Source organism: Pelagibius litoralis (assembly GCF_011683915.1).
Lineage (GTDB): Bacteria > Pseudomonadota > Alphaproteobacteria > Kiloniellales > Kiloniellaceae > Pelagibius > Pelagibius litoralis.
On sequence record NZ_JAAQPH010000004.1, the window covers coordinates 267,489 to 294,468 of the forward strand.

Annotated in this window: 28 protein-coding genes; 20 read left to right on the forward strand and 8 right to left on the reverse strand. The window is 65.2% G+C overall.

The window, feature by feature from the left end; all coding sequences use genetic code 11:
• Positions 1-498 precede the first annotated feature (498 nt).
• From HBA54_RS07285 to yddG, 7 genes are all read left to right on the forward strand, one after another.
• On the forward strand, positions 499-1,791 hold the full coding sequence (locus tag HBA54_RS07285; RefSeq protein ID WP_167222913.1) for an alpha/beta fold hydrolase: 1,293 nt from the start codon (positions 499-501) through the stop codon (positions 1,789-1,791).
• A 160-nt stretch (positions 1,792-1,951) separates the two neighbouring features.
• The gene (locus tag HBA54_RS07290) at positions 1,952-3,127 is read left to right on the forward strand and encodes an acetyl-CoA C-acetyltransferase (protein ID WP_167222915.1); all 1,176 of its coding nucleotides are present in this window, start codon (positions 1,952-1,954) and stop codon (positions 3,125-3,127) included.
• Positions 3,128-3,403: 276 nt separating this feature from the next.
• A complete protein-coding gene (phbB, locus tag HBA54_RS07295; protein WP_167223085.1) occupies positions 3,404-4,129 on the forward strand; it encodes an acetoacetyl-CoA reductase in 726 nt (241 codons plus the stop codon).
• 10 nt (positions 4,130-4,139) lie between these two features.
• Complete coding sequence (locus HBA54_RS07300; protein ID WP_205944466.1) at positions 4,140-4,580, forward strand: thiol-disulfide oxidoreductase DCC family protein; 441 nt, start codon at positions 4,140-4,142, stop codon at positions 4,578-4,580.
• Between the two features lie 20 nt (positions 4,581-4,600).
• Positions 4,601-5,161: a DUF4166 domain-containing protein gene (locus HBA54_RS07305; RefSeq protein ID WP_167222917.1), complete on the forward strand. Its 561-nt coding sequence runs from the start codon at positions 4,601-4,603 to the stop codon at positions 5,159-5,161.
• A complete protein-coding gene (locus tag HBA54_RS07310; RefSeq protein ID WP_167222919.1) occupies positions 5,158-5,589 on the forward strand; it encodes an NUDIX hydrolase in 432 nt (143 codons plus the stop codon). Before HBA54_RS07305 ends, HBA54_RS07310 begins: the two co-directional genes overlap by 4 nt.
• A 36-nt stretch (positions 5,590-5,625) precedes the next feature.
• Positions 5,626-6,525 (forward strand): aromatic amino acid exporter YddG, encoded by a 900-nt coding sequence (yddG, locus tag HBA54_RS07315; protein ID WP_167222922.1) that lies wholly within the window; start codon positions 5,626-5,628, stop codon positions 6,523-6,525.
• A gap of 7 nt (positions 6,526-6,532) precedes the next feature.
• On the opposite strand, the gene HBA54_RS07320 is transcribed toward yddG, so the two are convergent.
• Positions 6,533-6,967 carry a cupin domain-containing protein gene (locus HBA54_RS07320; RefSeq protein ID WP_167222924.1) on the reverse strand — a complete coding sequence of 145 codons (435 nt, stop codon included), beginning with the start codon at positions 6,965-6,967 and terminating at the stop codon, positions 6,533-6,535.
• A gap of 113 nt (positions 6,968-7,080) precedes the next feature.
• On the opposite strand from HBA54_RS07320, the gene HBA54_RS07325 reads away from it, so the two are divergent.
• Complete coding sequence (locus HBA54_RS07325; RefSeq protein WP_167222926.1) at positions 7,081-7,839, forward strand: class I SAM-dependent methyltransferase; 759 nt, start codon at positions 7,081-7,083, stop codon at positions 7,837-7,839.
• A gap of 102 nt (positions 7,840-7,941) precedes the next feature.
• Here HBA54_RS07325 and HBA54_RS07330 read toward each other — a convergent pair whose 3' ends face one another.
• On the reverse strand, positions 7,942-9,297 hold the full coding sequence (locus HBA54_RS07330; protein ID WP_167222928.1) for a ferredoxin reductase family protein: 1,356 nt from the start codon (positions 9,295-9,297) through the stop codon (positions 7,942-7,944).
• Between the two features lie 566 nt (positions 9,298-9,863).
• Between HBA54_RS07330 and HBA54_RS07335 the strand changes: the two genes are divergently transcribed.
• From HBA54_RS07335 to HBA54_RS07345, 3 genes are read left to right on the forward strand one after another with little or no spacing between them, the layout of a single operon-like run.
• Positions 9,864-11,258, forward strand: coding sequence for a cytochrome ubiquinol oxidase subunit I (locus HBA54_RS07335; protein ID WP_167222930.1), 1,395 nt, complete (start codon positions 9,864-9,866; stop codon positions 11,256-11,258).
• Between the two features lie 16 nt (positions 11,259-11,274).
• Positions 11,275-12,276, forward strand: coding sequence for a cytochrome d ubiquinol oxidase subunit II (cydB, locus tag HBA54_RS07340; RefSeq protein ID WP_167222932.1), 1,002 nt, complete (start codon positions 11,275-11,277; stop codon positions 12,274-12,276).
• Positions 12,273-12,410: a DUF2474 family protein gene (locus tag HBA54_RS07345; protein WP_205944467.1), complete on the forward strand. Its 138-nt coding sequence runs from the start codon at positions 12,273-12,275 to the stop codon at positions 12,408-12,410. The genes cydB and HBA54_RS07345 overlap by 4 nt, the downstream gene beginning before the upstream one ends.
• Before the next feature lie 119 nt (positions 12,411-12,529).
• On the opposite strand, the gene HBA54_RS07350 is transcribed toward HBA54_RS07345, so the two are convergent.
• Genes HBA54_RS07350 through metX form a run of 3 tightly spaced genes read right to left on the reverse strand, consistent with a single transcriptional unit; the run spans position 12,530 to position 15,182 of the window.
• A complete protein-coding gene (locus tag HBA54_RS07350; RefSeq protein WP_167222934.1) occupies positions 12,530-13,300 on the reverse strand; it encodes a class I SAM-dependent methyltransferase in 771 nt (256 codons plus the stop codon).
• Between the two features lie 39 nt (positions 13,301-13,339).
• Positions 13,340-13,978, reverse strand: a complete 639-nt coding sequence (gene metW / locus HBA54_RS07355) for a methionine biosynthesis protein MetW (RefSeq protein ID WP_167222936.1) — start codon at positions 13,976-13,978, stop codon at positions 13,340-13,342.
• Positions 13,979-14,003: 25 nt separating this feature from the next.
• A complete protein-coding gene (gene metX, locus HBA54_RS07360; protein ID WP_205944468.1) occupies positions 14,004-15,182 on the reverse strand; it encodes a homoserine O-acetyltransferase MetX in 1,179 nt (392 codons plus the stop codon).
• Positions 15,183-15,427: 245 nt separating this feature from the next.
• On the opposite strand from metX, the gene pheA reads away from it, so the two are divergent.
• The 3 genes from pheA to HBA54_RS07375 are packed head-to-tail and all read left to right on the forward strand — an operon-like array spanning position 15,428 to position 18,419.
• A complete protein-coding gene (gene pheA, locus HBA54_RS07365; RefSeq protein WP_167222938.1) occupies positions 15,428-16,360 on the forward strand; it encodes a chorismate mutase in 933 nt (310 codons plus the stop codon).
• The gene (hisC, locus tag HBA54_RS07370) at positions 16,357-17,439 is read left to right on the forward strand and encodes a histidinol-phosphate transaminase (RefSeq protein ID WP_167222940.1); all 1,083 of its coding nucleotides are present in this window, start codon (positions 16,357-16,359) and stop codon (positions 17,437-17,439) included. Before pheA ends, hisC begins: the two co-directional genes overlap by 4 nt.
• Positions 17,436-18,419 (forward strand): prephenate/arogenate dehydrogenase family protein, encoded by a 984-nt coding sequence (locus HBA54_RS07375; protein ID WP_322095989.1) that lies wholly within the window; start codon positions 17,436-17,438, stop codon positions 18,417-18,419. Before hisC ends, HBA54_RS07375 begins: the two co-directional genes overlap by 4 nt.
• Here the strand turns inward: HBA54_RS07375 and HBA54_RS07380 are convergent.
• On the reverse strand, positions 18,352-19,377 hold the full coding sequence (locus HBA54_RS07380) for a DUF2125 domain-containing protein (protein WP_205944469.1): 1,026 nt from the start codon (positions 19,375-19,377) through the stop codon (positions 18,352-18,354). The two genes, HBA54_RS07375 and HBA54_RS07380, sit on opposite strands and share 68 nt — an antisense overlap.
• A 173-nt stretch (positions 19,378-19,550) precedes the next feature.
• On the opposite strand from HBA54_RS07380, the gene HBA54_RS07385 reads away from it, so the two are divergent.
• From HBA54_RS07385 to HBA54_RS07410, 6 genes are all read left to right on the forward strand, one after another.
• Positions 19,551-20,162 (forward strand): gamma-glutamylcyclotransferase, encoded by a 612-nt coding sequence (locus tag HBA54_RS07385; RefSeq protein ID WP_322095990.1) that lies wholly within the window; start codon positions 19,551-19,553, stop codon positions 20,160-20,162.
• Between the two features lie 208 nt (positions 20,163-20,370).
• On the forward strand, positions 20,371-20,913 hold the full coding sequence (locus HBA54_RS07390; RefSeq protein ID WP_205944470.1) for a YHS domain-containing (seleno)protein: 543 nt from the start codon (positions 20,371-20,373) through the stop codon (positions 20,911-20,913).
• 81 nt (positions 20,914-20,994) lie between these two features.
• Positions 20,995-21,327: a BufA1 family periplasmic bufferin-type metallophore gene (locus HBA54_RS07395; RefSeq protein WP_167222944.1), complete on the forward strand. Its 333-nt coding sequence runs from the start codon at positions 20,995-20,997 to the stop codon at positions 21,325-21,327.
• Between the two features lie 124 nt (positions 21,328-21,451).
• Positions 21,452-22,339 carry an MNIO family bufferin maturase gene (gene bufB, locus HBA54_RS07400; protein WP_240932545.1) on the forward strand — a complete coding sequence of 296 codons (888 nt, stop codon included), beginning with the start codon at positions 21,452-21,454 and terminating at the stop codon, positions 22,337-22,339.
• The gene (locus HBA54_RS07405; protein ID WP_167222948.1) at positions 22,323-23,111 is read left to right on the forward strand and encodes an HvfC/BufC N-terminal domain-containing protein; all 789 of its coding nucleotides are present in this window, start codon (positions 22,323-22,325) and stop codon (positions 23,109-23,111) included. The genes bufB and HBA54_RS07405 overlap by 17 nt, the downstream gene beginning before the upstream one ends.
• Before the next feature lie 10 nt (positions 23,112-23,121).
• The gene (locus HBA54_RS07410) at positions 23,122-23,706 is read left to right on the forward strand and encodes a DoxX family protein (protein WP_167222950.1); all 585 of its coding nucleotides are present in this window, start codon (positions 23,122-23,124) and stop codon (positions 23,704-23,706) included.
• Positions 23,707-23,727: 21 nt separating this feature from the next.
• Here HBA54_RS07410 and HBA54_RS07415 read toward each other — a convergent pair whose 3' ends face one another.
• Positions 23,728-24,492, reverse strand: coding sequence for an SDR family oxidoreductase (locus HBA54_RS07415; protein WP_167222953.1), 765 nt, complete (start codon positions 24,490-24,492; stop codon positions 23,728-23,730).
• Positions 24,493-24,632: 140 nt separating this feature from the next.
• Positions 24,633-26,969: an adenosylcobalamin-dependent ribonucleoside-diphosphate reductase gene (locus tag HBA54_RS07420; RefSeq protein WP_167222955.1), complete on the reverse strand. Its 2,337-nt coding sequence runs from the start codon at positions 26,967-26,969 to the stop codon at positions 24,633-24,635.
• Positions 26,970-26,980: the final 11 nt, after the last annotated feature.

Sequence of the window (26,980 nt, forward strand, 5' to 3'; positions counted from 1 at the left end):
GGGGCAAGCGTTCCTTTTGGTTGCCGGATTGCCGAATCGCAGCCTGTCGGCCCCTGGGGCCCGGGTCTCTGCCTGCAGATCCGCAACGCCTAATGGATATTGCTGCGCCGCATCACGGCCTGTCAACGCTCCTCTCTTGCAGGCCGCTGCCTGTTGCCGGGCCGGAAATCAGGACAGGGCTCATCTGGCCAGGGCCCCTCGACGGGGGCTATACTGGCCCGGAGATGAGCCAGTCGGACGAACTTGACGAGTTGGCGCGGCGCTATGTGGACCTGTGGCAGGACCAATTGACCGCGTTGGCTGCGGACCCGGACTTTGCCGAAGCCATGCAGCGGGTCATGGCCTCGCTCGGGGTTACGGCCGCCGGTTTGCCGGCGGCCTGGGCCGCCTGGCCGGCTGCGATGGCCAGCATGATGGCTGCGGCGCAACCGGGATCTTCGCCTGGGATCTCGCCGGGGAACTCCAAGAACCACAGCGCGGCCGGGGGGCGGGATAAGCATGACGGGCCAGAAGCCCCAGAAATCAAGGATACCGGAACCGGCTCGTCTCGGGCCGCGTCCGCTGCCGCTGCACCTGATGGCGGCGAGCCTGACCTGGGCCTCCTCACGCAGCGCCTTGCCGCTTTGGAACAGCGGATCGCTACCCTGGAAGGGGGAACTGGCCGAACGCGCCGAAAACCTAAGGCAAAGGCTGAAGGCTAGCGGCGACCCCGAAGCCTCCGCCGGCAGGCTCGAAGCATTTTCCGGGGCCGTCGAAAAAGAGGTCGCGCGACGCATGGCGACCCTCTTTGAGGGCATTGAGGCCTATCGTCACCACCCTTATAGGCGCAGACTGACCGACCCCCCGGTGCTGTGGTCGGAGGGCTCTACCCGTCTGCTCGACTACGGGGCCCTTGCCGGCGCCGCCAAAGATGCGCGGCCGCTGCTTGTCATCCCCTCACTGATCAACCGGGCCTATGTGCTGGACCTGACGGCCGAGCGCTCATTTCTGCGCTGGTTGGCCGGCCAGGGCCTGCGCCCGCTGCTGGTCGATTGGGGCCATCCGGCGGCGATGGAGCGGGTTTTCACCCTGACCGACTACATCGCCGGGCGTCTGGAGCGGGCCCTCGACTTCGTGCTGCAGGAAAGCGGCCGGCGGCCCCTGGCCCTGGGTTACTGCATGGGCGGTCTGCTGGCTCTCGGGCTTGCGGCGCGTCGGCAGGCCGATCTTCCGGGCCTCGTGCTGATGGCCACGCCTTGGGACTTTCATGCCGAGAACGCGCCGCACAGCCGCCTCGCCGCCGCGACCCTGCCGCTGGCCGCGCCTTTGCTGGAGATCATGGGCGAGATGCCGGTGGATCTGCTGCAGGCGCTTTTTTCCAGCCTGGACCCTCATCTGGTGGTGCGGAAGTTCCTGGCCTTCGCAAAACTGGATCAGACCAGCGCCAAGGCGGACAATTTCGTGGCGCTGGAGGACTGGCTGAACGACGGGATACCCCTGGCGGCTGCGGTGGCGCGGGAATGTCTTGGGCGTTGGTATGGCGACAACGCGACGGCGCAGGGCCGCTGGTTGCTCGCCGGAACGCCGGTCGATCCGGCCAAAGTCACCCTGCCGTCGCTCTGCGTTATCCCGGCGCAGGACCGGATCGTTCCGCCCGCCTCCGCCCTCGCCCTGGCCGCGGCCTTGCCCGCCGCGGAAACCGCCAGTCCGGCGGTCGGCCATATCGGCATGGTGGTCAGCGGTCAGGCCAGGACCACGGTCTGGGAGCCGATGCTGCAGTGGATCACGGAACAGCCCGCAGACAGTCGCTAAGGAATCCAGCGCGCCGCTTGCACCGAGCGCCCGTCTGTCCTTATATCAAGGGAGAGGTTAACCAAGGCAGGGCACCCCGAAGGCAGCGGGGGTCCCGGTTCGCGGATCGCAGCTTTGCTCACCGAAAGCGCGCGCCGCTCAAAAAGGGAGAACTCCGAACATGACCGAAGTCGTAATCGCTGGCGCCGCCCGCACCCCCGTCGGTGCTTTCAGTGGCGGCCTGTCTTCTGTGCCGGCCTCCACCCTGGGGGCGGTCGCCGTCAAGGAAGCCATGAAACGGGCCAAGGTTGAGGCCGAAGAGGTGGACGAGGCAGTTCTGGGCCAGATCCTGACAGCCGGCGCCGGTCAGAACCCCGCCCGCCAGGCCGCGATCGAAGCCGGCATTCCGGTCGAGAAGACGGCCTACCAGATCAATCAGCTCTGCGGCTCGGGCCTGCGGGCCGTGGCCATCGGCTCCCAGGCGGTACAGGTCGGCGATTCCCGCATCGTCGTTGCCGGCGGTCAGGAAAGCATGAGCCTGGCGCCCCATGTGGCGCATCTGCGCAATGGCCAGAAGATGGGCGATCTGAAGTTCATCGACTCGATGATCAAGGACGGCCTCTGGGATGCCTTCAACGGCTATCACATGGGCAATACGGCGGAGAACGTGGCCAAGCAGTGGCAGATCACCCGCGAAGAACAGGACGCCTTCGCCGCCGCCTCGCAGAACAAGGCCGAAGCGGCGCAGAAGGCCGGCCGTTTCAATGACGAAATCGTTCCGGTCACCATCAAGACCCGTAAGGGCGAGACCATCGTCGATGCCGACGAGTACCCGCGTCACGGCGTGACCGCCGAATCGCTTTCCGGTCTGCGTCCGGCCTTCGATAAAGAGGGCTCGGTCACGGCCGGCAACGCCAGTGGTATCAACGACGGTGCCGCTGCGGTGGTGCTGATGTCGGCCGAGGACGCCGCCGCGCGCGGCGTTGCGCCCCTGGCGCGGATCGTTTCCTGGGCGACCTGCGGCGTCGATCCTTCGATCATGGGCACCGGGCCCATTCCCTCCAGCCGCAAGGCGCTTGAAAAGGCCGGCTGGTCGGTCGGCGATCTCGATCTTGTCGAGGCCAACGAGGCTTTTGCGGCCCAGGCCCTGGCGGTCAACAAGGACATGGGCTGGGATACCGACAAGGTGAACGTGAACGGCGGCGCCATCGCCCTCGGCCACCCGATCGGGGCTTCCGGTGCCCGCGTTCTGGTCACGCTGCTGCACGAAATGGCCAAGCGCGATGCCAAGAAGGGCCTCGCCACGCTCTGCATCGGCGGCGGCATGGGCATCGCCATGTGCCTCGAACGGGACTGATAGCACAGGCGGGCACAGACTCCCGATCCCTTACTGAAGCGTCAGCCGGCCCGCATCTTTGCGGGCCGGTTTTCGCTTACCGGGCTGTGCCCCCGGGAGACAGCGGCGCAGCCACGCAAATTCCACGCAAGCTGCGCGCGCAGCGGTTGGCGGCTCTCGCGATCCGTGTTTTGATGTTTAAGACCGCTGACTATGGGGTTCATGACGAAACGCCAGGCGGCGGTGGGTATGGCGGCCCGACTGGCGGCCTGGAACTTTAAACGGGGAGGTTCGGCGATGGCGCGTGTGGCTTTGGTAACGGGGGGGACCCGTGGAATTGGTGCGGCGATTTCGATTGCCTTGAAGGACGCTGGCTACACCGTGGCGGCCAGCTACGGCGGCAATGACGAGGCCGCCAGCAAGTTCAAGGACGAAAACGGTATTGCCGTCTACAAGTGGGATGTCGGCGACTTCGAGGCCTGCAAGGCCGGTATCGCCCAGGTCGAGGGCGAACTCGGCCCGGTGGATGTGTTGGTGAACAATGCCGGTATCACCCGCGACGGCACCCTGCACCGTATGTCCGTCGAGAACTGGCGGGCCGTCATGTCCACCAATCTGGACTCGCTTTTCAACATGACCCGCAATGTCATCGAAGGCATGCGCGGCCGTAACTATGGGCGCATCATCTCGATCTCCTCCATCAACGGCCAGAAGGGCCAACTCGGCCAGGCCAACTACTCCGCGGCCAAGGCCGGCGTCTTCGGCTTCACCAAGGCGGTGGCCCAGGAAAATGCCTTCAAGGGCATCACCGTCAACGCCGTCGCCCCGGGCTATATCGGCACCGAGATGGTGCGCGCGGTGCCGGAAGAGATACTGAATACCAAAATTCTGCCGCTGATCCCGGTGGGCCGCCTGGGCGAGCCGGAAGAGATCGCGCGCTGCGTCGTCTTCCTGGCGGCGGAGGACTCCGGTTTCATCACCGGTGCGACGCTCAGCGCCAACGGCGGCCAGTACATGGCCTGATGGGCCGGTCTTGGAATCCGAATTTTCTGAGAACCCTCCGCGTCAGGCGCCCCTGCCGTCGAGGCTGATTCTCTTCGACGGGGTCTGTGTGCTCTGCAACGGGTCGATGCAGTTCGTCCTGAGGCATGAGCGCATGCCCACGTTTCACTTTGCCCCCATCCAGTCGCCGCCCGGTCGGCAGGCTCTCATCGCCTACGGGCAGGCTGTTGAGGACTGGGACTCGGTCGTGGTGATCGATGACGGAACGGTCTATCTGAAGTCCGATGCGGCGCTTCGGATCGCCCGCGGCCTGAAGGCGCCCTGGTCCTGGCTCACTATTCTGCGTGTTCTCCCGCGCGGGCTGCGTGACTGGTTCTACGACCGGGTGGCGCGCAACCGCTACCGCCTCTTCGGGCGCTATGACCACTGCATGGTTCCCGGCCCGGATCTGCGCCGCCGGTTTCTCTCGTGACTGCTGCGGTGGAAACCTCCTTGCCGCTTTACCGCCGCGTGCTCGGCGGCGATTTCGACCGTCTGCCGCCGGAGGTTCGGCGTCTGCACGATCATCCCGGACGGCTCTGTGCCGCCGGGCGGTGCCGGATCGAACGCGGCGGTCATCCGCTGGCGCGCGTCATTGCCGGCCTCTTCGGATTCCCGCCCGGGGGTGAGGACGTCGCGGTGCGCGTCTGTTTCAGCACCGCGCGGGGCGTTGAGACCTGGGACCGGGATTTCGGCGGCCATCGGTTGCGCAGCCGGCAGGGCGGTCTGCCGGGACAGCCCGACCTGCTGTACGAAAGCTTTGGTCCCAGCCGCTTCACGATCCGGCCGCGCGCAACGGCGGAGGGACTGGACCTCCAGCTTTGCGGCGTCGTGCTGCTGGGATTGCCGCTGCCGCGACCGTTCTGGCCGGAAATTCGCGGTCGGGAAAGGGTGGAGACCGGGCGCTTCACTTTCGATGTGGCCATTGCCCTGCCGCTCATCGGCCTGCTGATCGCCTACAGCGGTTTCCTCCTGCCCGAAGCGGGCACGGGCGATAAAGGTCGCGCCGCATGAACGACTATCCCAACCGGCCGTTGATCGGTGTCGGCGTCATCGTCTTCAAGGGGGAGCGCGTGCTGCTGATCCGCCGCGGCAAGCCGCCGCGCGAAGGCCAGTGGTCGCTGCCCGGCGGGCGCCAGCGCCTCGGTGAGCGCATCGAAGAGGCGGCCGCGCGGGAGGTGCGCGAAGAAACCGGATTGGAGATCGCGGTCGGCCCGCTTGTCGACGTGGTAGACTCCATCACCCGCGATGCCGGCGACGCGGTTCAGTATCACTACACGCTGATCGACCTGCTGGCCGAATGGCGGGCGGGCGAAGCCCGCGCCGGCCACGATGCGTCAGAGGTAGTCTGGGCCGATCCGTCGGACCTTGCGGGTTACGGTCTCTGGGCGGAGACCGAGCGCATCATCGCTTTGGCATTGCAGAAACGAAACAGCAGCTGACTTGCCAGGCGCGGCGCGGGGGGCTATCAGCCATTGATGCCTGCGCCTTTGCCCGATCCCACCGCCGCCCGCCGCCTGCGTGCCACCCTGATCGGCGGCATCGCCGTGCTGCTCTGGTCGCTCCTGGCGCTCTTCACCACCGGGGCGGCGGGCATTCCACCCTTCCAGCTGCTGGCCATGACCTTCGCCGTGGCCTTCGTGGTCAGCGTCGTCATAATTGCGCTGCGCGGCGGCGGTGGCTTCGCTGCCTGGCGGCAGCGCCCGGCGGTCTGGCTGCTCGGGGTCTGCGGCCTCTTCGGCTATCACTTCTTCTATTTCGTCGCCCTGGGCAACGCCCCGGCGGTGGAGGCCAGCCTGATCGCCTACCTCTGGCCGCTGCTGATCGTCGTCTTCTCGGCCCTGCTGCCGGGGGAGCGGCTGCGCTGGTTTCATCTGGCTGGCGCCCTGCTGGGGCTCGCCGGGGCGGCTTTGCTGGTGACCGGCGGCGGGCAGATCGCCTTTCGCGCGGAATTCACCCTGGGTTATCTCGCTGCCGTCGCCTGTGCGCTCACCTGGTCGAGTTACTCAGTCCTGAACCGGCGTTTCGGCGCTGTGCCGACAGAGGTTGTCGGCGGCTTCTGCGGAGTCGTCGCGCTGCTCGGCCTTGCCTGTCACCTGACCCTGGAAAGCACGGCGGTGCCCCAGGGCATCCAGTGGCTGGCGGTACTGGGCCTTGGCCTCGGGCCGGTCGGCGCTGCTTTTTTCGTCTGGGACTACGGCACCAAGCACGGCAACATCCAGGTGCTGGGCGCGCTGTCCTACGGCGCGCCGCTGCTCTCCACCCTGGTGCTGGTCGCCTTCGGCAAAGCGGCGGCGACCTGGGTGATCGCCCTGGCCTGCCTGCTGATCGTCGCCGGGGCGTTGCTTGCCTCGAAAGACCTGCTCCGCAAAACGTGACGGGCTTCTATTGGCTTTGGCGGGGCAGGGGTCGCCAGTCCGGCGGCGCCATTTCGAAACCCTCAAACTGAAAACCGGGCGCCACGGTACAGCCGACCAGGGTCCAGGCGCCCAGCGATTCGGCGGTCTGCCAGACCCCGGCGGGCACGACGATCTGCGGGCGCTGCCGGACCGCCAGCTCCGGCCCCAGGGTCTGGGCCTCGGCGTCATGTCCATCAGCTGAGAGGGTCAGGACCAGCGGCGCGCCGGCGTACCAGTGCCAGACCTCCGCCGCATCGACCCGGTGCCAGTGGGAGTGTTCGCCGGCCGCCAGCAGATAGTAGATCGCCGTCGAAGCAGGGCGTCCGTCCGCCGGGGCGGGGTCGCGGAAAGTCTCGCGGAAGTGGCCGCCCTCCGGGTGCGGCTGCAGGTCAAGCTGGGCGATGATGCCGGCGGCGTCCATGATGCGCGCTCCTTTTCTGCCGGTAGCGGGGCGGGGCTGGCTGTTAAGGATGGATTAACCATAACGGCCCGAAGGTCGCAAGCGGCGCCCCGTTGTGCTAAAGAAGGTCCGTTATGTGGCATGATGTCGTTGATCTGCGGGAGTTTTATGAAACCCGCCGCGGCCAGGTGGCGCGCCATATGGTGCGCCGCGCGGTGCGCTCCATCTGGCCGGACTTGACTGGCCAGACCCTGCTGGGCCTGGGTTTCGCCACCCCCTATCTGCGTCAGTTCAAGAACCAGACCGAACGGACCCTGGCTTTCATGCCGGCCTCCCAGGGGGTGCTGCATTGGCCGCCGGAAGGGCCGGGCGTGGTGTCGCTGGTCGAGGAGACCGAACTACCGCTGCCCGATTACTCCGTCGACCGCGTTCTGCTGGTGCATGGTCTGGAGAACAGCGAAGCCCTGCGTGCCCTGCTGCGGGAGATCTGGCGCGTGTTGACCGGTGACGGCCGGCTGCTGGTGGTGGTGCCGAACCGCCGTGGCATCTGGGCGCGCTCGGACCGTACGCCGTTGGGCTGGGGGCATCCCTACAGCGGCGCCCAGCTTTCACGATTGCTGCGCGACAACATGTTCATTCCGGCCCGCACCGAGCGGGCGCTCTACGTGCCGCCGACCCGGTCGCATACGCTGCTGCGCTCGGCGCCGGCTTTTGAGCGTATCGGTGCGCGCTTCTTTCCCACCTTTGCCGGTGTGGTGATGATCGAGTCCGGCAAGCAGCTCTATGCCGGCACCATGAAGCGGGCGCCGCGCCGCCTTGGCCGGCCGGTGGTGGTTCAGTTGCCCCAGGCCGCCGGGCGCGTTCACCGCGAGAAGACGCCCAAGCTGACCTGATCCGGTCTAGCGCAAAGCGAAGGCAAGCGATGCCGCCAAGACCGCGAAGCTGACACCCCAAAAAGTCCATAAGAGAAGTCGGTGGCGCATTGGTGACCCTGTTCAATCGTAGCTGAATTTTTCGGAGACGATTTGGCGCATCGGCACGCCAAGCTTCTCCAGTGTTTCTTCGACGCTGTCGATCATCGCTGCCGGGCCGCAAACGACATAGAGCCAGTCGGCGGCATTTTCGATGTCGAGCAGTTGCGCCAAGACCGGCCCGTCGAGTTGTCCCCTCGGCCCATCCCACAAGTTGGGCGGTTCCGAGAGGACCAAGTGGACATCGAGCCGCAGGCGCTTTGCCAAGTCGTCAAGTTCGGCGCGGTACAAGATCTGTTCGGCCAAGCGATTGCCGTAGACGAGCTTCATTGGCCGCGGGTCCCGCTCGGCGTGCAGTTGGCGCAGAATGCTCATGATGGGCGCGATGCCGACACCGCCAGCGATAAGGATCAGCCCGGCGGCCGTCCTGCCGGACAGGGTCAAATTGCCGTGCGGCCCGTCGACGTAGGCGCTGGTGCCGAGTGGCAGAGCACCGATGGTATCGGTGAAATCGCCGACCTCCTTGATCGTGAAGCCAAGTCTTGGCCGGTCCGCCGGGCAGGAGCTGATCGAAAAGGGGTGCTCGGTGATTGCGAAGGGCTGGCGGCCCAAAGTCAGCCAGACGAACTGTCCGGCCTGGAAGTCGATGGCCTGACCGCGAAGCGGCTCAATTACGACAGTCCAGGTTTTGAGGGCGGCCTGCTCCACCGAGACGACCCGATAGCGATGGCGCAGTTGTCGAAATGGCGTCACCAGGTAGACCACAAGCAGTGTCAGCAAGGCGATGGCGACCATGACAAGCCAGAACGTTTCCAGCGTCGGATGCCCGCTGTAGCGCCCGGCCTCGATGGCATGGTGTGCGCCGGCAATGGCGATGGCGGCGGCCCCCAGACCGTGGGAGAGGCGCCAGGTTTCGTATCGGTAGGGCAGCTTGTCGCGGCCTATCGCCAACAGGATCAGTATCGCCAACAGAATCCAGGCGACAACCCCGGTGGCGACCGAAGCCGCGTCGAGACCCAGTGCGTACTGGCCGCTTGGATCCCAAGGTAAGGTGTGTTTGAGCGGCGTCGCGTAGAGAAAGGGGTGGATGAGTATGAAGACGACGAGTGAACGCGCGATCAGCTGATGAAATCGCATGGTCAGATCGATTCCGACACGGCCCGACACGGCCCGGAACCGGCCAGAGAGCACGAATTCCATCAGCAGCATGGCGAAGGCGACCATGGCGAGCGCTGAGGAAAGCTCGTCTCGGAACCCCCGCGGCTCGATGCCTTGGGCGTAAGCCAAAGCCAGGGGCGCAAGGGCGACACTGATATACCCGGTCAGCAGCCATAGGGGATGGATCCGGTATAGGATCGGCTCTTTTCGGTCACCGCGCACCCGTCAATCCCCTCTAAACTTCGGCGTGTTTCGAATCCGCCTTTCCGTCCTCTGCGGGACCATGATGGGCGATTTTCCCAGAATCGGAGACGCGGTGCAGCAACGCTATGCGGTTTTGCGATTAAGATCCGAAAGTTTTTGCGGCATACCCGTGGTTCGCAGCGTCAGCGGGGCGGGAAGCAGCCTGTTCCTTTACTGTACCAGCCATCCAGGTTGGGAAACAGGGATTGCGGTCCTCTCGAGAACTGTCCGACAGCATGGTCGATGTCGGGCGCCTGGGATGTTAGCTTAGAGCCATAAAGCCCGCCGTATCGTTTCGGCGGGGTGAGGGCTTAACTGAGAGCCTTGAGAAAAGACCGCTTCTGCCCCCTATCCGTGCCGCCGCCATCCAGCATGGCCACGACGGGGTTGCGCCAACGACACTGCGGCAAATGGTTGCAGCGGCGCTGCGTCTCATTCCGAAAGGGGCAGGACGGCCTCTATATCAGGTCCATGACATTCCGACCCCCTCACGTTCAGACCCGTGACATTCGGACCGACATCACAGAAGTCGAAGCGAGAACGTCATGAGTGATTTCTTCGATGCGACAGTTCTGGCCCGGGCGCAGTTCGCCTTTACCGTCGCGTTCCACATCGTCTTTCCGTCCTTTACCATCGGCCTGGCCAGTTATCTGGTGGTGCTGGAAGGGCTCTGGCTTGCCAAGAAGCAGGATGTCTACCTGCGGCTCTACAAGTACTGGTCCAAGATTTTCGCCCTGTCTTTCGGTATGGGCGTCGTCTCCGGCATCGTGATGAGCTACCAGTTCGGCACCAACTGGGGGCCTTTCTCGGACATGACCGGTCCGGTCCTCGGCCCGCTGCTGGGCTATGAGGTCTTGACCGCCTTCTTCCTGGAGGCCGGTTTCCTGGGCGTCATGTTGTTCGGCATGAACCGTGTGGGCCCGAAACTGCATTTCTTCTCCACGCTCATGGTCGGCGTCGGCACGCTTTTCTCCGCCTTCTGGATTCTCTCGGCGAATTCCTGGATGCAGACGCCTCAGGGCTTTGCCATCGAGAACGGCCAGTTCGTTCCGGTCGACTGGTGGCTGATCGTTTTCAACCCCTCCTTTCCCTATCGCCTGGTTCATATGGTGCTGGCCGCCTACCTGACGACGGCCTTCGTCGTTGCTGCGGTGGGCGCCTATCATCTGTTGAAGGACAAGCAGAACAAGGCCGCGCAGATCATGTTTTCCATGGCCATGTGGATGGCCCTGCTGGTGGCGCCGCTGCAGCTTGTTGCCGGGGACCTGCACGGCCTCAACACCCTGGAGCATCAACCGGCCAAGGTCGCGGCGATGGAGGGGCACTGGGAAACCCGGCGCGGCGCCCCGCTGGTTCTCTTCGGCTTGCCGGATATGGCGGCCGAGGTGACGCATTTCGAAGTCGCCATTCCCAAGCTCGGCAGCCTGATCCTGACCCACGAGTGGGACGGCGAGGTGCAGGGACTGAAAGACTGGCCGCCGGAGGATCGCCCGAACGCGGCGATCGTGTTCTGGAGCTTTCGCATCATGGTGGGCCTCGGCCTGCTGATGATCTTGGTCGGCGGGCTCAGCCTTTTCATGCGCTGGCGCGGCCGGCTGTATGATCAGCCCTGGTTTCTGCGCTTGGCCCTGGTGATGGGTCCCAGCGGATTCGTGGCCGTCCTCGCCGGCTGGTTCACGACGGAGGTCGGGCGTCAGCCTTATCTGGTGTATGGCCTGCTGCGCACGTCGGACGGGGTATCGCCCATCGATGCCCTGGCGGTCGGCACCTCGCTGGCGGCTTTCGCGGTGGTCTACTTCGTGGTCTTCGGGGCGGGCATCTACTATCTGCTTCGGCTCATGCGCCAGCCGCCGCGCGCCGATGAGCCGGGACCGCAAGGTGACGCACCGCTGCGCGCCGCCGGTATCGCTTCGGTCCCGCCGCCCCGGCCGGCGGAATAAAGGAGGAGGCAGCAGCATGTTCGATCTGGCACTTATCTGGGGTCTTCTGATCGCGCTGGCGGTTCTGATCTACGTGATTCTCGACGGTTTTGATCTCGGCATCGGCATCCTCTTCCCGCTCATCAAGGGTGAACAGAACCGCGACGTCATGATGAACAGCGTGGCGCCGGTGTGGGACGGCAACGAGACCTGGCTGGTTCTCGGCGGCGGTGGTCTCTTTGCGGTTTTCCCTCTGGCCTATTCGGTGATTCTGACATCTCTCTACGCGCCGCTGATCGCCATGCTGCTGGCGTTGATCTTCCGCGGTGTGGCTTTCGAGTTCCGTTTCAAGGATGCCAGGCACAAGCCGCTTTGGGATCTGGCTTTCGCCGGCGGTTCGATCCTGGCGACTTTCTGTCAGGGTGTTGTGCTCGGCGCCTTCATCCAGGGGATCGAGGTTCAGGACCGCGCCTATGCCGGTGGCTGGTTCGACTGGCTGACACCGTTCAGCCTCTTCACCGGCTTTGCCCTGGTGGTCGGCTATGCGCTGCTCGGTGCCGGTTGGCTGGTGATGAAGACCGAAGGTCCGCTGCAGGCGCGCGTCTATGACCTTATGACGGGCCTGGCGGCGGGTTTGGTCTTCTGCATCGGGATCGTCAGTCTTTGGACGCCGCTGCTGAATGCGGAAATTGCCGGGCGCTGGTTTTCCTGGCCCGGCCTGCTCTATCTGTCGCCGGTGCCGATCCTGGTCCTGGTCAGTGCCCTCGGTCTTTACCGCGCGATCAGGCAACGCCGCGAGGTGCTGCCCTTCGTGCTCTCGCTGGGGCTCTTCGTTCTTTCCTATGCCGGGCTTGGGCTCAGCCTCTATCCCAACATCGTTCCGCCCGACGTGACCCTCTGGCAGGCGGCGGCGCCGGATAAGACGCTTGGTTTCATGCTTGTCGGTGCGGCGATCCTGCTGCCGCTGATCCTTGGCTATACCAGTTATGCCTACTGGGTGTTTCGCGGCAAGGTGAGGCCCGGGGACGGCTATCATTGACCGGTGATCGCGACGGAAACGGCGGCCTGAAGCCGGCGCTGCGGCGGTTCCTCTGGTTTGTCTTTCTTTGGATGGCCGGGGTCGGCACCCTGGCCGCTGCGGCCTACCTGCTGCGTCTGACCCTGGGGCTTTAGACTTTTTTGGTTTAGACGGCGCCGGCCCGCACCCCCTCCCGGCCACCCATATCATAATGGCATTGGGTGGCCGGGAGGGGGTGCGGGCTGGAACCGTATCGACGCAAGTCGAAGACGCTTTAGGCGAGGCGGCCCAGGGGAATGATCTCCCGAGAATTTGCCGCATAGGCGCCGCCTTCCCAGTCGCCGAGCCATTCGTCGACCGCCAGGCCCGCGTCCGCCAGTATCGCCGCGAGTCTATCGTGAGGCGTAAAACGAATCTTCGATGTCGCCGACAAGACTCGTTCGCTGCTGGCGATCCGGTAGTGCGTTTCATAGGTGACAATGCCGGTTTTCGCATCATGGTTCGCGTCGTTCCAGGCTTCGACCCTGCCAAGCTGCGGATGCATCAAACTGCGTTGCGAGCTTTCCGCGACCCAACCCCGCCAGGCCCCGGCGGCAGGGTTGCGGGTATCGAAGATGAAGCGGCCCTGCGGCGCCAGGTGGGCGGCGACGGTGGCCAGCGCCGCCTGCTGATCGCTGTCGGTGAGGAAGGCCTGAAAGGCGTGGCCGGTCAGCAGGACGAGATCGAACTGCCGGCCGAGCCTGACTGTTCGGGCATCCGCCTCGCGCCAAGTGACCTTGTCACCGCCGGGTCGCTGCCGTGCGATGTCGAGCATCGCCGCCGCCGGATCGACGCCGGTCACTTCTCTGCCGCCCGCGCTTCTATTCGTGGCGAGGCGCGTCGCCAGCTGGCCGGTGCCGCAGCCGAGATCGAGAACCGACCCGGCAGGTTTCGCCAGTTGCAGGCAGTATTCGAAATCGGGCGCCCAGCCGTTTTCCAGATCGTAGAACTGTGCCAGTTCCCGGTCCCGGTACAGCCTGTCGTTTTGCGGATCGTCTTGCGGCATGGTTTTCGCTGGCGCGGTTTAAACGGTCGCCACAGTCCGCTAGTCCTTCTTCAGGCGGAAGATTGCTTTCTCGCCCAGCAGGTTGGCCAGGCGTCCGCCGCCAAGGCCGCTTTGCAGGCGGTCGCCGCCCAGCACCAGGGTTTCCTCAATCTCCATGCCGCAGGCATGGCAGAGATCGGTGAAGTCCCTGATGGTGCAGAAATGGATGTTCGGCGTCTCGTACCAAGCCTCCGGAATAGAGTCGGTTACCGGCATCCGGCCCCGGAACGCCAGGTGCAAGCGCACCCGCCAGTGACCGAAATTGGGGAAGGAGACGATGGCATGGCGGCCGATGCGCGCCATCTGCTCCAGCACCTGTCGCGGATCCCGTGTGGCCTGCAGGGTCAGGCTCAGGATCGCATAATCGAAGGCGTCGCTGGGGTAGTCACCCAGGTCGGTATCGGCGTCGCCCTGAATAACCGAAAGGCCGCGCGCGACGCAGGCGTTCACATTGCGCTGAGAGAGTTCCATGCCGCGGCCCACGACCTGACGGTGGCGCGCCAGGTGGTCCAGCAGGGCGCCGTCACTGCAGCCGATATCGAGCACCCGCGCGCCCGGTTCCACCATCCCGGCGATAAGGGCGAGGTCGCTGCGCAGCGCGGCGGCCTGGGTCGCGGAAGGATTGTCGAGCGGACTCATCGAGACGCCTTTGTCGAACAGGGTTTCACGGAAAACTCAGTCCGCGGTGCTCGGCACAGCCGTTCAGGAAGCCGCACAGCGTATCCCTGAACTCCGGTTCGTCCAGCAGGAAGGCATCGTGGCCCGCATCGCTTTCGATCTCCACGAAGCTGACATCCGCGGCGGCGGCGTTCAGGGCGTGGACGACATCGCGGTTCTCCGCCGTGGGAAACAGCCAGTCGCTGGAAAAGGAGATGACGCAGAAGCGCACCGGCGTAGAGCGGAATGCGTTGGCCAGCTTGCCGCCGAACTCCTCTGCCAGGTCGAAGTAGTCCATCGCCCGGGTGATGTAGAGGTAGGAGTTGGCGTCGAAGCGCTGCACGAAACTGGCGCCCTGATGGCGCAGATAGCTTTCGACCTGAAAGTCGGCATCGAAGCCGAAGGTCAGGCCTTTGCGGTCCTGCAGCCGGCGGCCGAACTTGCGATGCAGCGCCGGTTCCGAGAGATAGGTGATGTGGGCTGTCATGCGGGCGACGGCCAGGCCGCGGTCCGGGTTCCGGCCCTCCGCCAGGTAGCGCCCGCCGCACCAGTCCAGATCCGCCATGATCGCCTGGCGGCCCACCTCGTGGAAAGCGATGTTCTGCGCCGTGTGGCGCGCTGCCGTGGCAATCGGGATCGCCGCGAAAACCTTTTCCGGATAGCTGGCCGCCCACTGCAGCACCTGCATGCCGCCCATCGATCCGCCGGTCACGCAGAACAGCTTGTCGATTCCCAGATGGTCGATCAGCAGTTTCTGCGCGCGCACCATGTCGCCCAGGGTGATGACGGGCAGGTCCAGTGCCCAGGGCTCGCCGCTTGCCGGGTTGATCGACTTCGGGCCGGTGGTGCCCATGCAGCCGCCCAGCACGTTGATGCAGATGACGAAGTAGCGGTCGGTGTCGAGCGCCAGGCCCGGGCCGACCATCAGGCTCCACCAGCCGGGTTTGCCGGTCACCGGGTGGGTTTCGGCCACGAACTGGTCGCCGGTCAGGGCGTGGCAGACCAGGATGGCGTTGGATTTGTCGGCATTCAGCCTGCCGTAGGTCTGGTAGGCCAGGGTGAAAGGCCCCAGCTCCACCCCGCAGTCGAGCATAAAGGGCGCCTCACGGCCGAAGTCCGCCGTCGACCCGGCCTGCGGTGCGTCCGCCGTTCCAACCGGCTCCGTGATTTGCCGCTGATCGCTCAAAGTCCGTCCAATCTTGCATCCCAAGGCCCGTTGCCCCGGCCCGGTTATCCAGGCTGGGGGCTGCCGGCCGCCCGGGTTTCCGTCCCGGGCAGGATAGGGGGCCCCATAGCTAGGGAGCCCGGGCTGCCCCTGTCAACCTTTCTTGGCGCGGGTCCAGGCTGCGCTTTTAGTGTAAGGTTTTCTTTGATTTTACCCTATCCAGCGACTATCAGTAGCACCGCCTTGGCGGCAGGTATCGGGGCAATATGTCAGAAAAACCGACTTCTCTGGACGATTTGCGTCGCAAAATCGACGAGATCGACAATTCACTCCACGACTTGCTCATGCGTCGCACCGAGCTTGCGCGCCAGATTGCCCTGGCCAAAGGCAGCAATGCGGTGATCATGCGGCCGGGCCGCGAGGCGCGGGTGCTGCGCCGGCTTGTGGGCCGGCACCAGGGGCCTTTCCCCAAACCGGTGATCAGCCGTATCTGGCGCGAAATCATCTCGGTCTTCACCCGCTTGCAAGGGCCCTTTGCCGCCGCGGCCTTCGCACCGGAGGGGGGCAGCGATCTGTCGCTGCTGGCCCGCGATCATTTCGGTTCACTCACCCCGATCACCAGCTACGGCTCGGAAATGGGGGTTTTGCGCGCCGTCAGCGACGGCAAGGCCAATATCGGCATTCTGCCGCTGCCGGAATCGGACCGCGGCACCCCCTGGTGGCCGAAGCTGGCGCGCAGCGGCAAGGCCTCGCCCAAGATCATCGCCCGCCTGCCTTTTGCCGCGCTGGACGGCGGCCGCCGGCACGGGCCGGAAGCGGTCGTGGTTTCCCTGGCGGAGCCGGAGGAAAGCGGTGACGATCAGGGGTACCTGATTGTCGAACTGGACGAAGCGGTTTCGCGCGGGGCCCTGAAGACCCTGCTGTCGGATGCAGGCTTTGAGGTGCGTAACACCCAGGCCTGGGTCGATGCGCCCGACCGCCCGCTTCACCTGGTCGAGGTTGAGGGCTTCCTCGCCAGCGACGACGCCAGGGTTGCCGCCCTGGTGGCGGAGACCGATCAGGTCAGCCATGCCTGGGCAGTGGGCAGCTTTGCGGTGCCCCTGACGGCGGAAGACCTGGCCAACAGTCCCGCCCCTTCTACCCAGGCGGAAAACGGTGATGCCAGCGACGCCGATGCAGCCTCTGCAGGGGTGTCATGAGCCTTTCGCCGCGTCCCGGCATTCTCGATATCGCGCCTTATGTCGGCGGCGAATCAAAGGCTGAAGGTGCGAACCGGGTCGTCCGTCTCGCGTCCAACGAGAACCCGCTCGGTCCGAGCCCGCGCGCCATCGCCGCTTATGTGGCCGAGCAGGAAAACCTGCACCGCTATCCGGACGGCGGGGCCTTGGCGCTGCGTCGGGCGTTGGCCGAGGCCGAGGGCCTGGATGCCGACCGTATTGTCTGCGGTGCCGGTTCCGATGAACTGATCGCCCTCCTGGTGCGCGCCTATGCGGGACCGGGAGACGAGGTGCTCTACAGCGAGCACGGCTTTCTGATGTACGGCATATCGGCAAGGACCGCCGGCGCGACGCCGGTAACCGCACCGGAGGTCGCTCTGACCGCCGATGTCGACGGCCTGCTGGCGCGGGTGACCGACAAGACCCGGATGCTGTTCCTGGCGAACCCGAACAATCCGACCGGCAGCTACATCTCGGAAGCGGCGCTGAGACGTCTCCATGCCGGCCTGCCGCCTTCGGTGCTGCTGGTGATCGATGCGGCCTATGCCGAGTATGTAACGGCGGCGGACTATCCGCGGTCGGCGGCTCTGGTGGAAGAAGCCGACAACGTCGTCATGCTGCGCACCTTTTCGAAGATCTATGGTCTCGCGGCGTTGCGGCTGGGCTGGGCCTATGCTCCGGCCGCGGTCGTCGATGTACTGAACCGGGTGCGCGGCCCCTTCAACGTCAGCCAGGCGGCGCAGGCGGCGGGCCTCGCCGCGATCGCCGATACCGACCATATCGCCAAGTCTGTCGCCCACAATACCAAGTGGCGCAGTTGGTTCTCCGAGGTCGCTGCCAAGGCTGGTGCCGAGCCGATGCCCTCTGCCGGCAATTTCATGTTGCTGCGCTTTCGTGGCGGGCAGGCCGAGGCCGAGAGCGTGTTGGCCGACCTGAAACGCCGGGGCATCCTGGTCAGGGGCGTGGCCGCCTACGGCCTCGCCAACTGCCTTCGGGTGACCATCGGTACGGAAGACGAGATGCGGGCGACCGCCGAGGCGCTGCAGGCGGTGCTCCGGTGACCTTGCCGGCGACCCCGGATGCTGAGCCGCTGTTTGGGCGGGTTGCGCTTTTGGGGGCCGGCCTGATCGGCTCCTCCCTGGCCTGGGCAATCCGCGCCCGGGGGCTGGCGGCGCATGTCTCAGCCTATTCCCGCCGTGAAGAGACCCGCCGGACGATTGCCGAGCTGGGTTTCGCCGATTCCCTGCATGACAATCCCGGCGATGCGGTTGCCGGCGCGGACCTGGTGATCTTCTGTGCCCCTGTCGGGGCCAATGCCGCGCTGGCTGAGGCCATCACTGGGCAGCTTTCGCCCGGGGCCATCGTCACCGATGTCGGCTCGGTCAAACAGGCGGTGATCCGTGACATCGGGCCTTTTCTGCCGGACGGCGTGCATTTCGTGCCCGGCCATCCCATTGCGGGGACCGAGAATTCCGGACCCGAAGCGGGCTTTGCCGATCTCTTCGAACAACGCTGGTGCATCCTGACCCCGCCGCCGGGCACGCCGGAGGCGGCGACCGAGAAGCTTACGGCTTTTTGGCAGGGCCTGGGCTCGACCATCGAAGTCATGGATGCGGCGCATCACGACAAGGTGCTGGCCATCACCTCTCATCTGCCTCACCTGATCGCCTATACCATCGTCGGCACCGCGACCGATCTGGAAGAGAGCGAGCGGGCGGAGGTCGTGAAGTTCTCCGCCGGCGGGTTTCGTGACTTCACGCGTATCGCCGGGTCGGATCCGGTGATGTGGCGCGATGTTTTCCTGCACAATCGCGAGTCGGTGTTGGAGATGCTGCAACGCTTCTCAGAAGACCTGACCGCCCTGCAGAGGGCGATCCGCTGGGGCGAGGGCGAAACCCTGGAGGGTCTTTTCCGCCGCACCCGTGAAATCCGCGCCGGCGTCGTCGACGCCCATCAGGCCGGTTCCTTCGATCCTAGAGAACCGGAGCGATCGGGAACAGCGGGACCGGTCCAAGATAAAGCAGACCATCCCGCAGAGTAATCGGCGCTTCGAGCACCGTCGCGTCCGAGGTCGTGTCGCGCCGGCCCAGAGCGGCAACCGCCAGCCGCGCGGCAAAGGCGGCCTCCGGTTTGATATCACCGCTCTCGATCAATCTGTCGATGATCTCCTCCGCCCCCTTCAATTTGGTGTCGAAGCGTCCCGCCGGGCGCAGGGCCTGGTCCAGAGCGATATTGCCACTGGCCTGCAGGTCCAAGGGCCCCCAGCGCGCCGCCAGCCGTCGGAACCGCCAAAGCCCGCCGGCATCGCGCCAGAGCGGCAGGGCGACGACCGGCTTGCCGCGGGGAATGCCGCCCACCACAGTCGAATCGAAGGACAGCCGGGCCAGGGCGTTGCCCAGAGGGCCGCCATGACCTTGCGGCAGTTGCAGGGCCAGGGCTTCGCCGACCAGCTCCAGCGTCTCCGGATCGTCGCCGCTGGCGGCTTGCAGCGGTCCCAGGCGTGCTGTCAGCCGCTCCGCCGAGACAGGATCCAGCCCGGGACCCTCCAGCCGCAGGACACCGAGATCGACCATGGCGCGGTCGACCTGGCCGTCGAAGGCGAGCACCACCCGGCCCTGGGCTTCTTCGGCCATGATATCCGCCTGTTTCCGGTCTCCACCCTCGGCCAGGCGCAGGTGGTGGTTGCCGGGAAATTGCAGGTCGATGGTGAAGGGGTCCCAGAGCCTGGCCTCCCCCGAAATCGTCGGGCCTTCCCAGGTCAGGTCCTGTGGGCTGGTCACTTTTGGCGCGTCGAAGGTCACCGTCAGCGCGAAAGGGAAGCCGGACATCTGCGGTCCATCGTAGGCGATCTCATAGCCCCGTTCGACCTGCTGGCCGCGCCAGCGCTCGATCCCCTCGGCCAGAGCCGCAGAGGCCCAGAACCAGTAGCCCGCCAGGGCGAGCGAAAAGAGGCAAAGGGTCGCGACAAAGGCGATCGACAGGTGCTTACGGCGGCGCATGGGCGCAGGGTACTCCCGAATTGCTATGGTGGTCGCCATGATAGAAGGCGGCCTGTGCCCACGCAGCCACAAATCCAGCCGACCCTCATGCGGCCGTTTGGATGGATGCTTGAGGCCGGGGCTCCGATTTGTTGGTATAGGGGCGGCGCTGCACATCATGATCGGGATAAAACGTGACGGAGACCGAGTGGCCGGACCTCGATGGTCTGGAATCCCTTTCTGCCGAGGAGATGGCCGCCCGGCGCCTGAGCCTGCCGCCGCGACAGGATTTCTGGGTTTTCGGCTATGGATCTTTGATGTGGCATCCGGGCTTTCCCCATGTCGAAGTCCGCATTGCCCGCCTGAACGGTCTTCATCGGCGCTTTTGCGTCTTTTCTCACAGATATCGCGGCACCCCGCGTCTGCCGGGGTTGGTTCTGGGGCTCGATCGCGGCGGTTCCTGCCGCGGTCTGGCCTTTCGGGTACCGGCGGCCGAAGGCGAGGCGGTGCTCGATTATCTCTATGAGCGCGAGATGATCACCGGCGTCTACCTGCCGTCCTGGCGCGCGGCGAAAACCGATCAGGGCGTTGTCCCGGCGATTACCTTCGTGGTCGACCGCGCACACCCGCAGTACGCCGGTGGTCTGCCCCACGACCGGATTGTCGAGATGATCCTGCAGGGGCGCGGCGACCGTGGCCCCTGTGTCGAATACCTGGAAAACACCGTGCATCACCTGCAGGCCCTGGGTCTGCGCGACCGCGCGCTGGAGCGTCTTCTGAGCGAGGCCAGAGTGCGCCGAGGCTGAGAAGCCGTATCTGCTCTACCGGCCGCTTCGCCCGGTACTGCAGACTTGCTGGGTATAACGAGGTCCCCGGGCCCCCTGATCTGCGTCGTCCGGTCTGCGTCACATTTTAGTGACGTCTCGTGATTTGATCGCGACCCGATTACGCAAATATCTCTATCTAGTCAGGCGCCTGCCTGTTCTTTCAAACTGAAGATGCGAGGTCCTCCCCATGATGCGCAAACTTATTCTGGCATCGGCTTTGTCGGTGTTGGTTACCGGTGCGGCCCAGGCCGGCGAGCAGTATGTCGATGAGTCCGGTTTCGCGATCAGCGGCTATGACGCTGTGGCTTATTTCGACATTCAGCAAAATGCCGTGGGCACCAGGCAGCCGGAAGCAGTGCCCGGCAAGGCTTTGATCACGGCGGAATACAACGGCGCCACCTGGGCGTTCTCCACCGAGGCCAACCGTGACAAGTTCGTTGCCGATCCGGCGAAGTATGCGCCGGCGTTCGATGGGCATTGCGCCTACGGCCTGGCCCAGGGCGGCAAGGTCCCGGCGAACCCCAATCTCTGGCGCATCGTCGACGGCAAGCTCTATCTGAACATCACGCCGAACGTGGTCGGGTTCTGGGAAAGCGACATCCCCGGCAATCTCACCAAGGCCGACCAGAACTGGACAGGCAAGGAAGCCGCCCCCGCGTCGTCGCGCAGCTGGAAAGCGATCGACGACAACAAGGGTACCTACAGCGTTACTGCGCCCATCGAGGGATAACCCGACGTTTGACGTCTTCCTGTGCCCCGGTTCTTGCTAGGTTACCGGGCGACACGGGTGAAGCAGAGGAGATTTGAGAGAATGGCTGAAAAGACCAAGGTTGTCTCGGCGGCGATGATTGCCGGGGCCGTGGCCCTCGCGGTATCGGCGACGGCGAACGTGGCCCCCGCCGGTGCCGCAGCAAAAGAAAAATGCTACGGCATTTCTCTGGCCGGGCAGAACGACTGTGCCGCCGGTCCCGGCACCACCTGTGCCGGGACTTCGACAATCGACTACCAGGGCAATGCCTGGACGCTGGTTCCGGCCGGCGATTGCCTGAAGTACGGCGTCGAAGAGGCCAACGCGGACTTCGAGCTGCCGGGCGACCGCACCGGGGCGCTGGAAGCCCTGGAACGCGACCTGCCGCAGGCCTAGGCTGAAGACCGCCTGAGGATGGATCTGATGGGAACACCGGCCCGATTGTGCGATTCCGCTATCGGGCCGGTGTTCCCGCTCATCCCTGCCCGACCGCCCCGGCCAGACTAAAATGACCAAACCCATGACCATACCGAGCCGCGCCGGGCTGGGCCTGAAGGCTCAGCACTATGACGTCATCCTGGATACCAGGCCCGATGTCGGCTGGTTTGAGGTGCACGCCGAGAACTACATGGGCGCGGGCGGTCCGCCGCACCACTATCTGACCCGGATCCGCCGGGACTATCCCCTTTCGCTGCACGGCGTCGGCCTTTCCATCGGCGGCGCGCAGCCGCTGGACGAGGCGCATCTGGCGCGCCTCAGGGATCTGGCCGAGCGTTATGAACCGGGCCTGGTAAGCGAACACCTCGCCTGGTCGACCCATGACGATATCTATCTGAACGATCTGCTGCCGCTGCCCTATACCGATGAGGCGGTGATGCGCGTCAGCGACCACCTGGACCGGATGCAACAGGTGCTGCGCCGCCAGGTCCTGCTGGAGAATCCCTCGACCTATGTGGCCTTTGAAAACAGCGCCCTGAGCGAGATCGATTTTCTCCAGGCCGTGGCGAAGCAGAGCGGCTGCGGGCTGCTGCTGGATGTGAACAACGTGCTGGTTTCAGCGACCAATCAGGGCTATTCGGCCGAAGCTTACATCGACGCTTTTCCCCTGGACCTGGTGGGTGAAATTCATCTCGGCGGCCATGCAACCGAACGCGAGGCGACCGGCGGGACCCTGCTTATCGATGCCCATGACCGGGCGGTGGACGACCAGGTCTGGGCGCTCTACGCCAGGACGCTTGCGCGCGGTGGGGCAAAACCCAGCCTCATCGAATGGGACAACGACCTGCCGGCCTGGGAGACGCTCTACGCCGAAACCCTTACGGCCGAGCGCTTCATCGCGGCCCAGGTATTCTGCGGCCCCAAAGACCCGGCCCCACTTCCCCGGACTCAGCATGCCGTCGCTCGCTGATCTGCAGGGCGGTTTCGCCGCGGCGCTGCGTGACGCCGGCCTGCCGCCCCCCGCGACCATCGCGGGGCAGGCGCGGCAGCCGCAGAGCCGCCGCTTCGACGTCTACCGCAACAACCGGATGGCCAGCCTGATCGAGGCGCTGGAATCCGCTTTCCCGGCGCTGCGCCAACTTGTCGGCGATGCCTTCTTCAAGGCGGCGGCCAAGGCCTATATCGATCTGGATCCGCCGCAATCGCCCGTCTTGCTGCTCTACGGCCAGGGTTTCGGCAAATTCCTGGACGGCTTTCCTCCGGCATCTCAGGTGCCCTATCTGGGCGATGTCGCGCGGCTGGAATGGGCCCGGCTTAATGCCTTTCACGCCGCCGATGCGGCGTCCCTGGCCATCGACCGGCTGGCGGCATTGCCGCCGGCAGACCTGGCGGGCTTGCGCTTTGAGCTGCACCCCTCTCTGCAGTTGCTGCACTCACGCTGGCCGGTGGTTTCGCTCTGGGCCAGCAGCAGCGGCACCGATCCCGATGCCGCGGTCGAGATGAGCCAGGGCCAGGATGCCATGGTGATCCGCCCGGCACTGAACGCGGACACGCGCATCCTGCCGGCCGGCGGCTATGACTTCATCGGGCGGCTTCTGGCCGGGGCGCCCCTGGCCGAGGCCGCCGAGCTGGCGGCACTCCGCGACCCGGCTTTCGATCTTGCAGTGCATCTGCAGGGGCTTTTCGAAGTCGGTGCGGTGACTGCTGTTTTGCCGGCAGGCCCTGAACCCAAGCAAGAATAGGCTGAAGACGATGACCCAATTGACTGCTCTCTATGACCGGATCTTTGGCCTGATCGAGGCGAAACTGGACGGCTGGTTTCTCGGGTTCCTCGCCCGTCTGGTCTTTGCTGCGGTGCTGGCGGTCTACTACCTGCATTCCGCCAGCCTGAAGGTGGGCGACGGCGTGACCGGATTTTTCAGCGTCGGCGACAATGCCTATTTTCAGATTCTGCCCTCGGTCGTCGAAGCCTATGGCTACGACGCCTCGCAGGTGCCGTTCTTCCCCTATGACCTCATCGTCTTCGCTGGCACCTATGCCGAGTTCGTTCTGCCGCTGCTCATCGTGTTCGGGCTTTTCACGCGTCTCGCCTCATTGGGTATGATCGGTTTCATCGTGGTGCAGAGCTACGTCGACATCGCTTTTCACGGCGTCGACGCGGCGACCGTCGGATCCTGGTTCGACCGCTTGCCGAGCGCCGCCATTCTCGACCAGCGCGCGCTCTGGGTTTTCCTGTTGATTGCCCTGGTGGTGAAGGGGGCCGGCGCGCTTTCGCTGGACCATGTCCTGGGCAGGGTGGTGCGGGTGAAACAGCCGCCCCGGCCCGTCACGGCGTAGGCGGCCGCGACCCCTTTACAGTCAGCTCACCAGGCCGACCCGGCGTCGGCCTTCTTCGGTTTTCAGCGAGAAGTCGGTGCCGGCGAATTCCGCGGCCTCAGCCGTGCACAGCCAGGCAATCGCGCGGGCAGGCCAGTCCGCCGGGATATGGACAGAGGGGTCCAGCTGGCTGACCGGGTTGATGCCGGAAGCCTTGATCGAAACCTGCATGTCGGTGGCGACGGTACCGGGGCTCAGACCCACCACCCGGATGCCTTTTTCGCGGTATTCCTTGTCGGCGCAGCGGGTCAGCGACAGCACGGCGGCCTTCGTCGAGCAGTAGTGGCTCCAGCCCTCGAGGGCCCCGGTAGCGGCGCCTGAGCTGATGTTGACGATCACGCCGCTGCCCTGCGCTTCCATGACCGGGAGCGCGGCGCGCAGACCGTGGTAGACGCCCTTGAGATTGATGTCGACGGCAAGGTCCCAGGCTGCCGGGTCGGACTCGCCCAGGCGCGCAATCGGGTCGATCACCCCTGCGTTGTTCACCAGGATGTCCAGGCTGCCATAGGTGCTTCGGCAATGCTCGACAGCGGCGGTGACATCGTCATAGCGGCTGACGTCGCAGGCAACGGCGCTCGCCTTGTCGCCTGCCTCGGTGATCTTCGTGGCCAGCGCCTCGATCTCATCCAGGCTGCGCGCGGCAAGGACAACTGAGACGCCCAACCGCGCCAGTTCCTCGGCCGCGGCGGCGCCGATCCCCCGGCTGGCGCCTGTGATAACAGCGGTCTTGCCCTGCAGTTCCTGCATTCTGTGTTCTCCCTGATATTGGAATTGTGGATGTCCCTGACCGGAAGGCTTCGCGGCAGCCTTGCCTGTTGGCAGCGGGACCGGCCCCGCGCGTAGGGTTTGGTTTGGGCGGTGCTACCCGCCCGATCGGACTTTGTTGTTTAGCCACACTTGGAGTAACCGCAGGCGGTGCAGAGGTCGCAGCCCTCCTGGCGGATCAGGCTGGCGCCGCCGCACTTAGGGCATTGGGCAAAGCGCCGGTCGCCGGCGGGATTGCCCAGGTTCACCACCGCCTTTTGTTCGCCGTCCTGCGGCGCATCTTTGGCCTGCAGGAAACCGATCTCCATCATGTGCTGCTCGATCACCCCGCCGATGGCGGCCAGCAGGGAGGGAACGTAACGCCCCTCCATCCAGGCGCCGCCGCGCGGATCGAAAACCGCCTTCAGCTCCTCTACGACAAAGGAGACATCGCCGCCGCGGCGGAACACGGCGGAGATCATGCGGGTCAGTGCCAGGGTCCAGGCATAGTGTTCCATGTTCTTCGAGTTGATGAAGATCTCGAAGGGGCGCCGGCGTTGCTCCTGGCCGCCGCCCTGCTTGCCGGCGCTTTCCTGAACGATGTCGTTCAGGGTGATGTAGATCGCATGGTCGCTGTCGGGCCAGCGCAGCTTGTAGGTACTGCCGGGCAGGGCCTCCGGCCGCGCCAGCGGGTCGGTCATGTAGACCACCTCGCCCTCTGAGGTGAGGCCGCTGGAGGCCTGCCCGTGTGCCGGCGCTGTTTGTCCGCCGTCTTTCGGCTCGACCGAGAGCACGGCCCCGGTGATCTCGTTGGGCCGATAGGTTGTGCAGCCCTTGCAGCCCAGGTCATAGGCCTGGGCGTAGACATCCTTGAAGGCCTCGAAAGAGATCTCGGCCGGCAGGTTGATGGTCTTGGAGACCGAACTGTCGATATAGCGCTGCACGGCGGCCTGCATCACCACATGGGCGGCGGGTTCCAGCGTCTGGGCATCGACAAAGGCGGGGGTCAGCGGCGCTTCCGGCCCTTTCAGGCGGCGGTAGAGGCGATAGGCGTAGTCGCTGACGTCCTCTTCGCGGCGGCTGCCGTCGGGCTGCAGAATCCGCCTGGTGTAGGCGAAGCTGAAAACCGGCTCCAGGCCGGAGGAGATGTTGTCCGCCAGCAGCGAAATGGTGCCGGTGGGTGCGATGGAGGTGACCAGGGCATTGCGGATGCCGTGGCGGGCGATGCCGTCGCGCAGTTCCTCGTCCAATTCGCGGATCGACTCGCCGGCCAGATAGGCTTCGCGGTCGAACAGCGGAAAGGGCCCTTTTTCCTTGGCGAGATCGATCGAGGCCTGGTAGGCGGCGTGCCGGAAGGCGGCCATCCAGCGTTCCGTCATCGCCACCGCCTCGGCGGAGCCATAGCGCAGCCCGCAGCAGATCAGCGCATCGGCCAGACCGGTAACGCCCAGGCCGATGCGGCGTTTCGCCTGGGCCTCCTGGCGTTGCGCCTCCAGCGGGAAGCGCGAAACGTCGATGGCGTTGTCGAGCATGCGCACGGCGGTCGGCACCAGGGCTCCCAGGGCTATGACATCTAGCGCCGCCTCCGCCTCGAAGGGCCTGGTCACCAGGGCGGTCAGATTGATCGAGCCCAGCAGGCAGGCGCCATAAGGCGGCAGCGGCTGCTCGCCGCAGGGATTGGTCGCCCGGATGGTTTCGCAGTAGTGCAGATTGTTGCGCCGGTTGATGCGGTCGATGAAAATCACCCCCGGCTCGGCGGCGGCATAGGTCGCCCGCATGATGCGGTCCCAGAGGACGCGGGCCTGGATGACACGGTAGACGGTCCCCTCAAAGGCCAGTTGCCAGGGCTGGTCCTCGCGCACCGCCTGCATGAAGGCGTCGCTGATCAGGACCGAGAGATTGAACATGGAAAGCCGGCCCGGCGTCTGCTTGGCTTCGATGAAGGCTTCGATGTCCGGATGGTCGCAGGCCAGGGTGGCCATCATCGCGCCGCGGCGTGACCCGGCACTCATGATGGTCCGGCACATGGCGTCCCAGACGTCCATGAAGGAGAGCGGGCCCGAGGCGTCCGCGCCGATCCCGTGAACCGGTGCGCCGCGTGGCCTGAGGGTGGAGAAGTCGTAGCCGATGCCGCCGCCCTGCTGCATGGTCAGCGCGGCTTCCTTCAGATGCTCGAAGATGCCGGCCATATCGTCGGGGATGGCCCCCATGACGAAGCAGTTGAACAGGGTGACGTTGCGGTCGCTGCCGGCCCCGGCCTGGATGCGCCCGGCCGGCAAAAAGCGAAAATCGCGCAGCGCGTCATAAAATTCGGATTTGACGGTGCCCTGGGTTGAATATTGTCCTTCAGCGGCCGCCAAAGCTCCGGCAATCCGCCGCCAGGTGTCGGCGACGGTTTTGTCCACAGGCTCGCCCGAGGCCGCCTTGAGGCGGTACTTCATGTCCCAGATTTCTTGTGACAGGGCCGAGAATTCAGACATGGCCAAGCCTT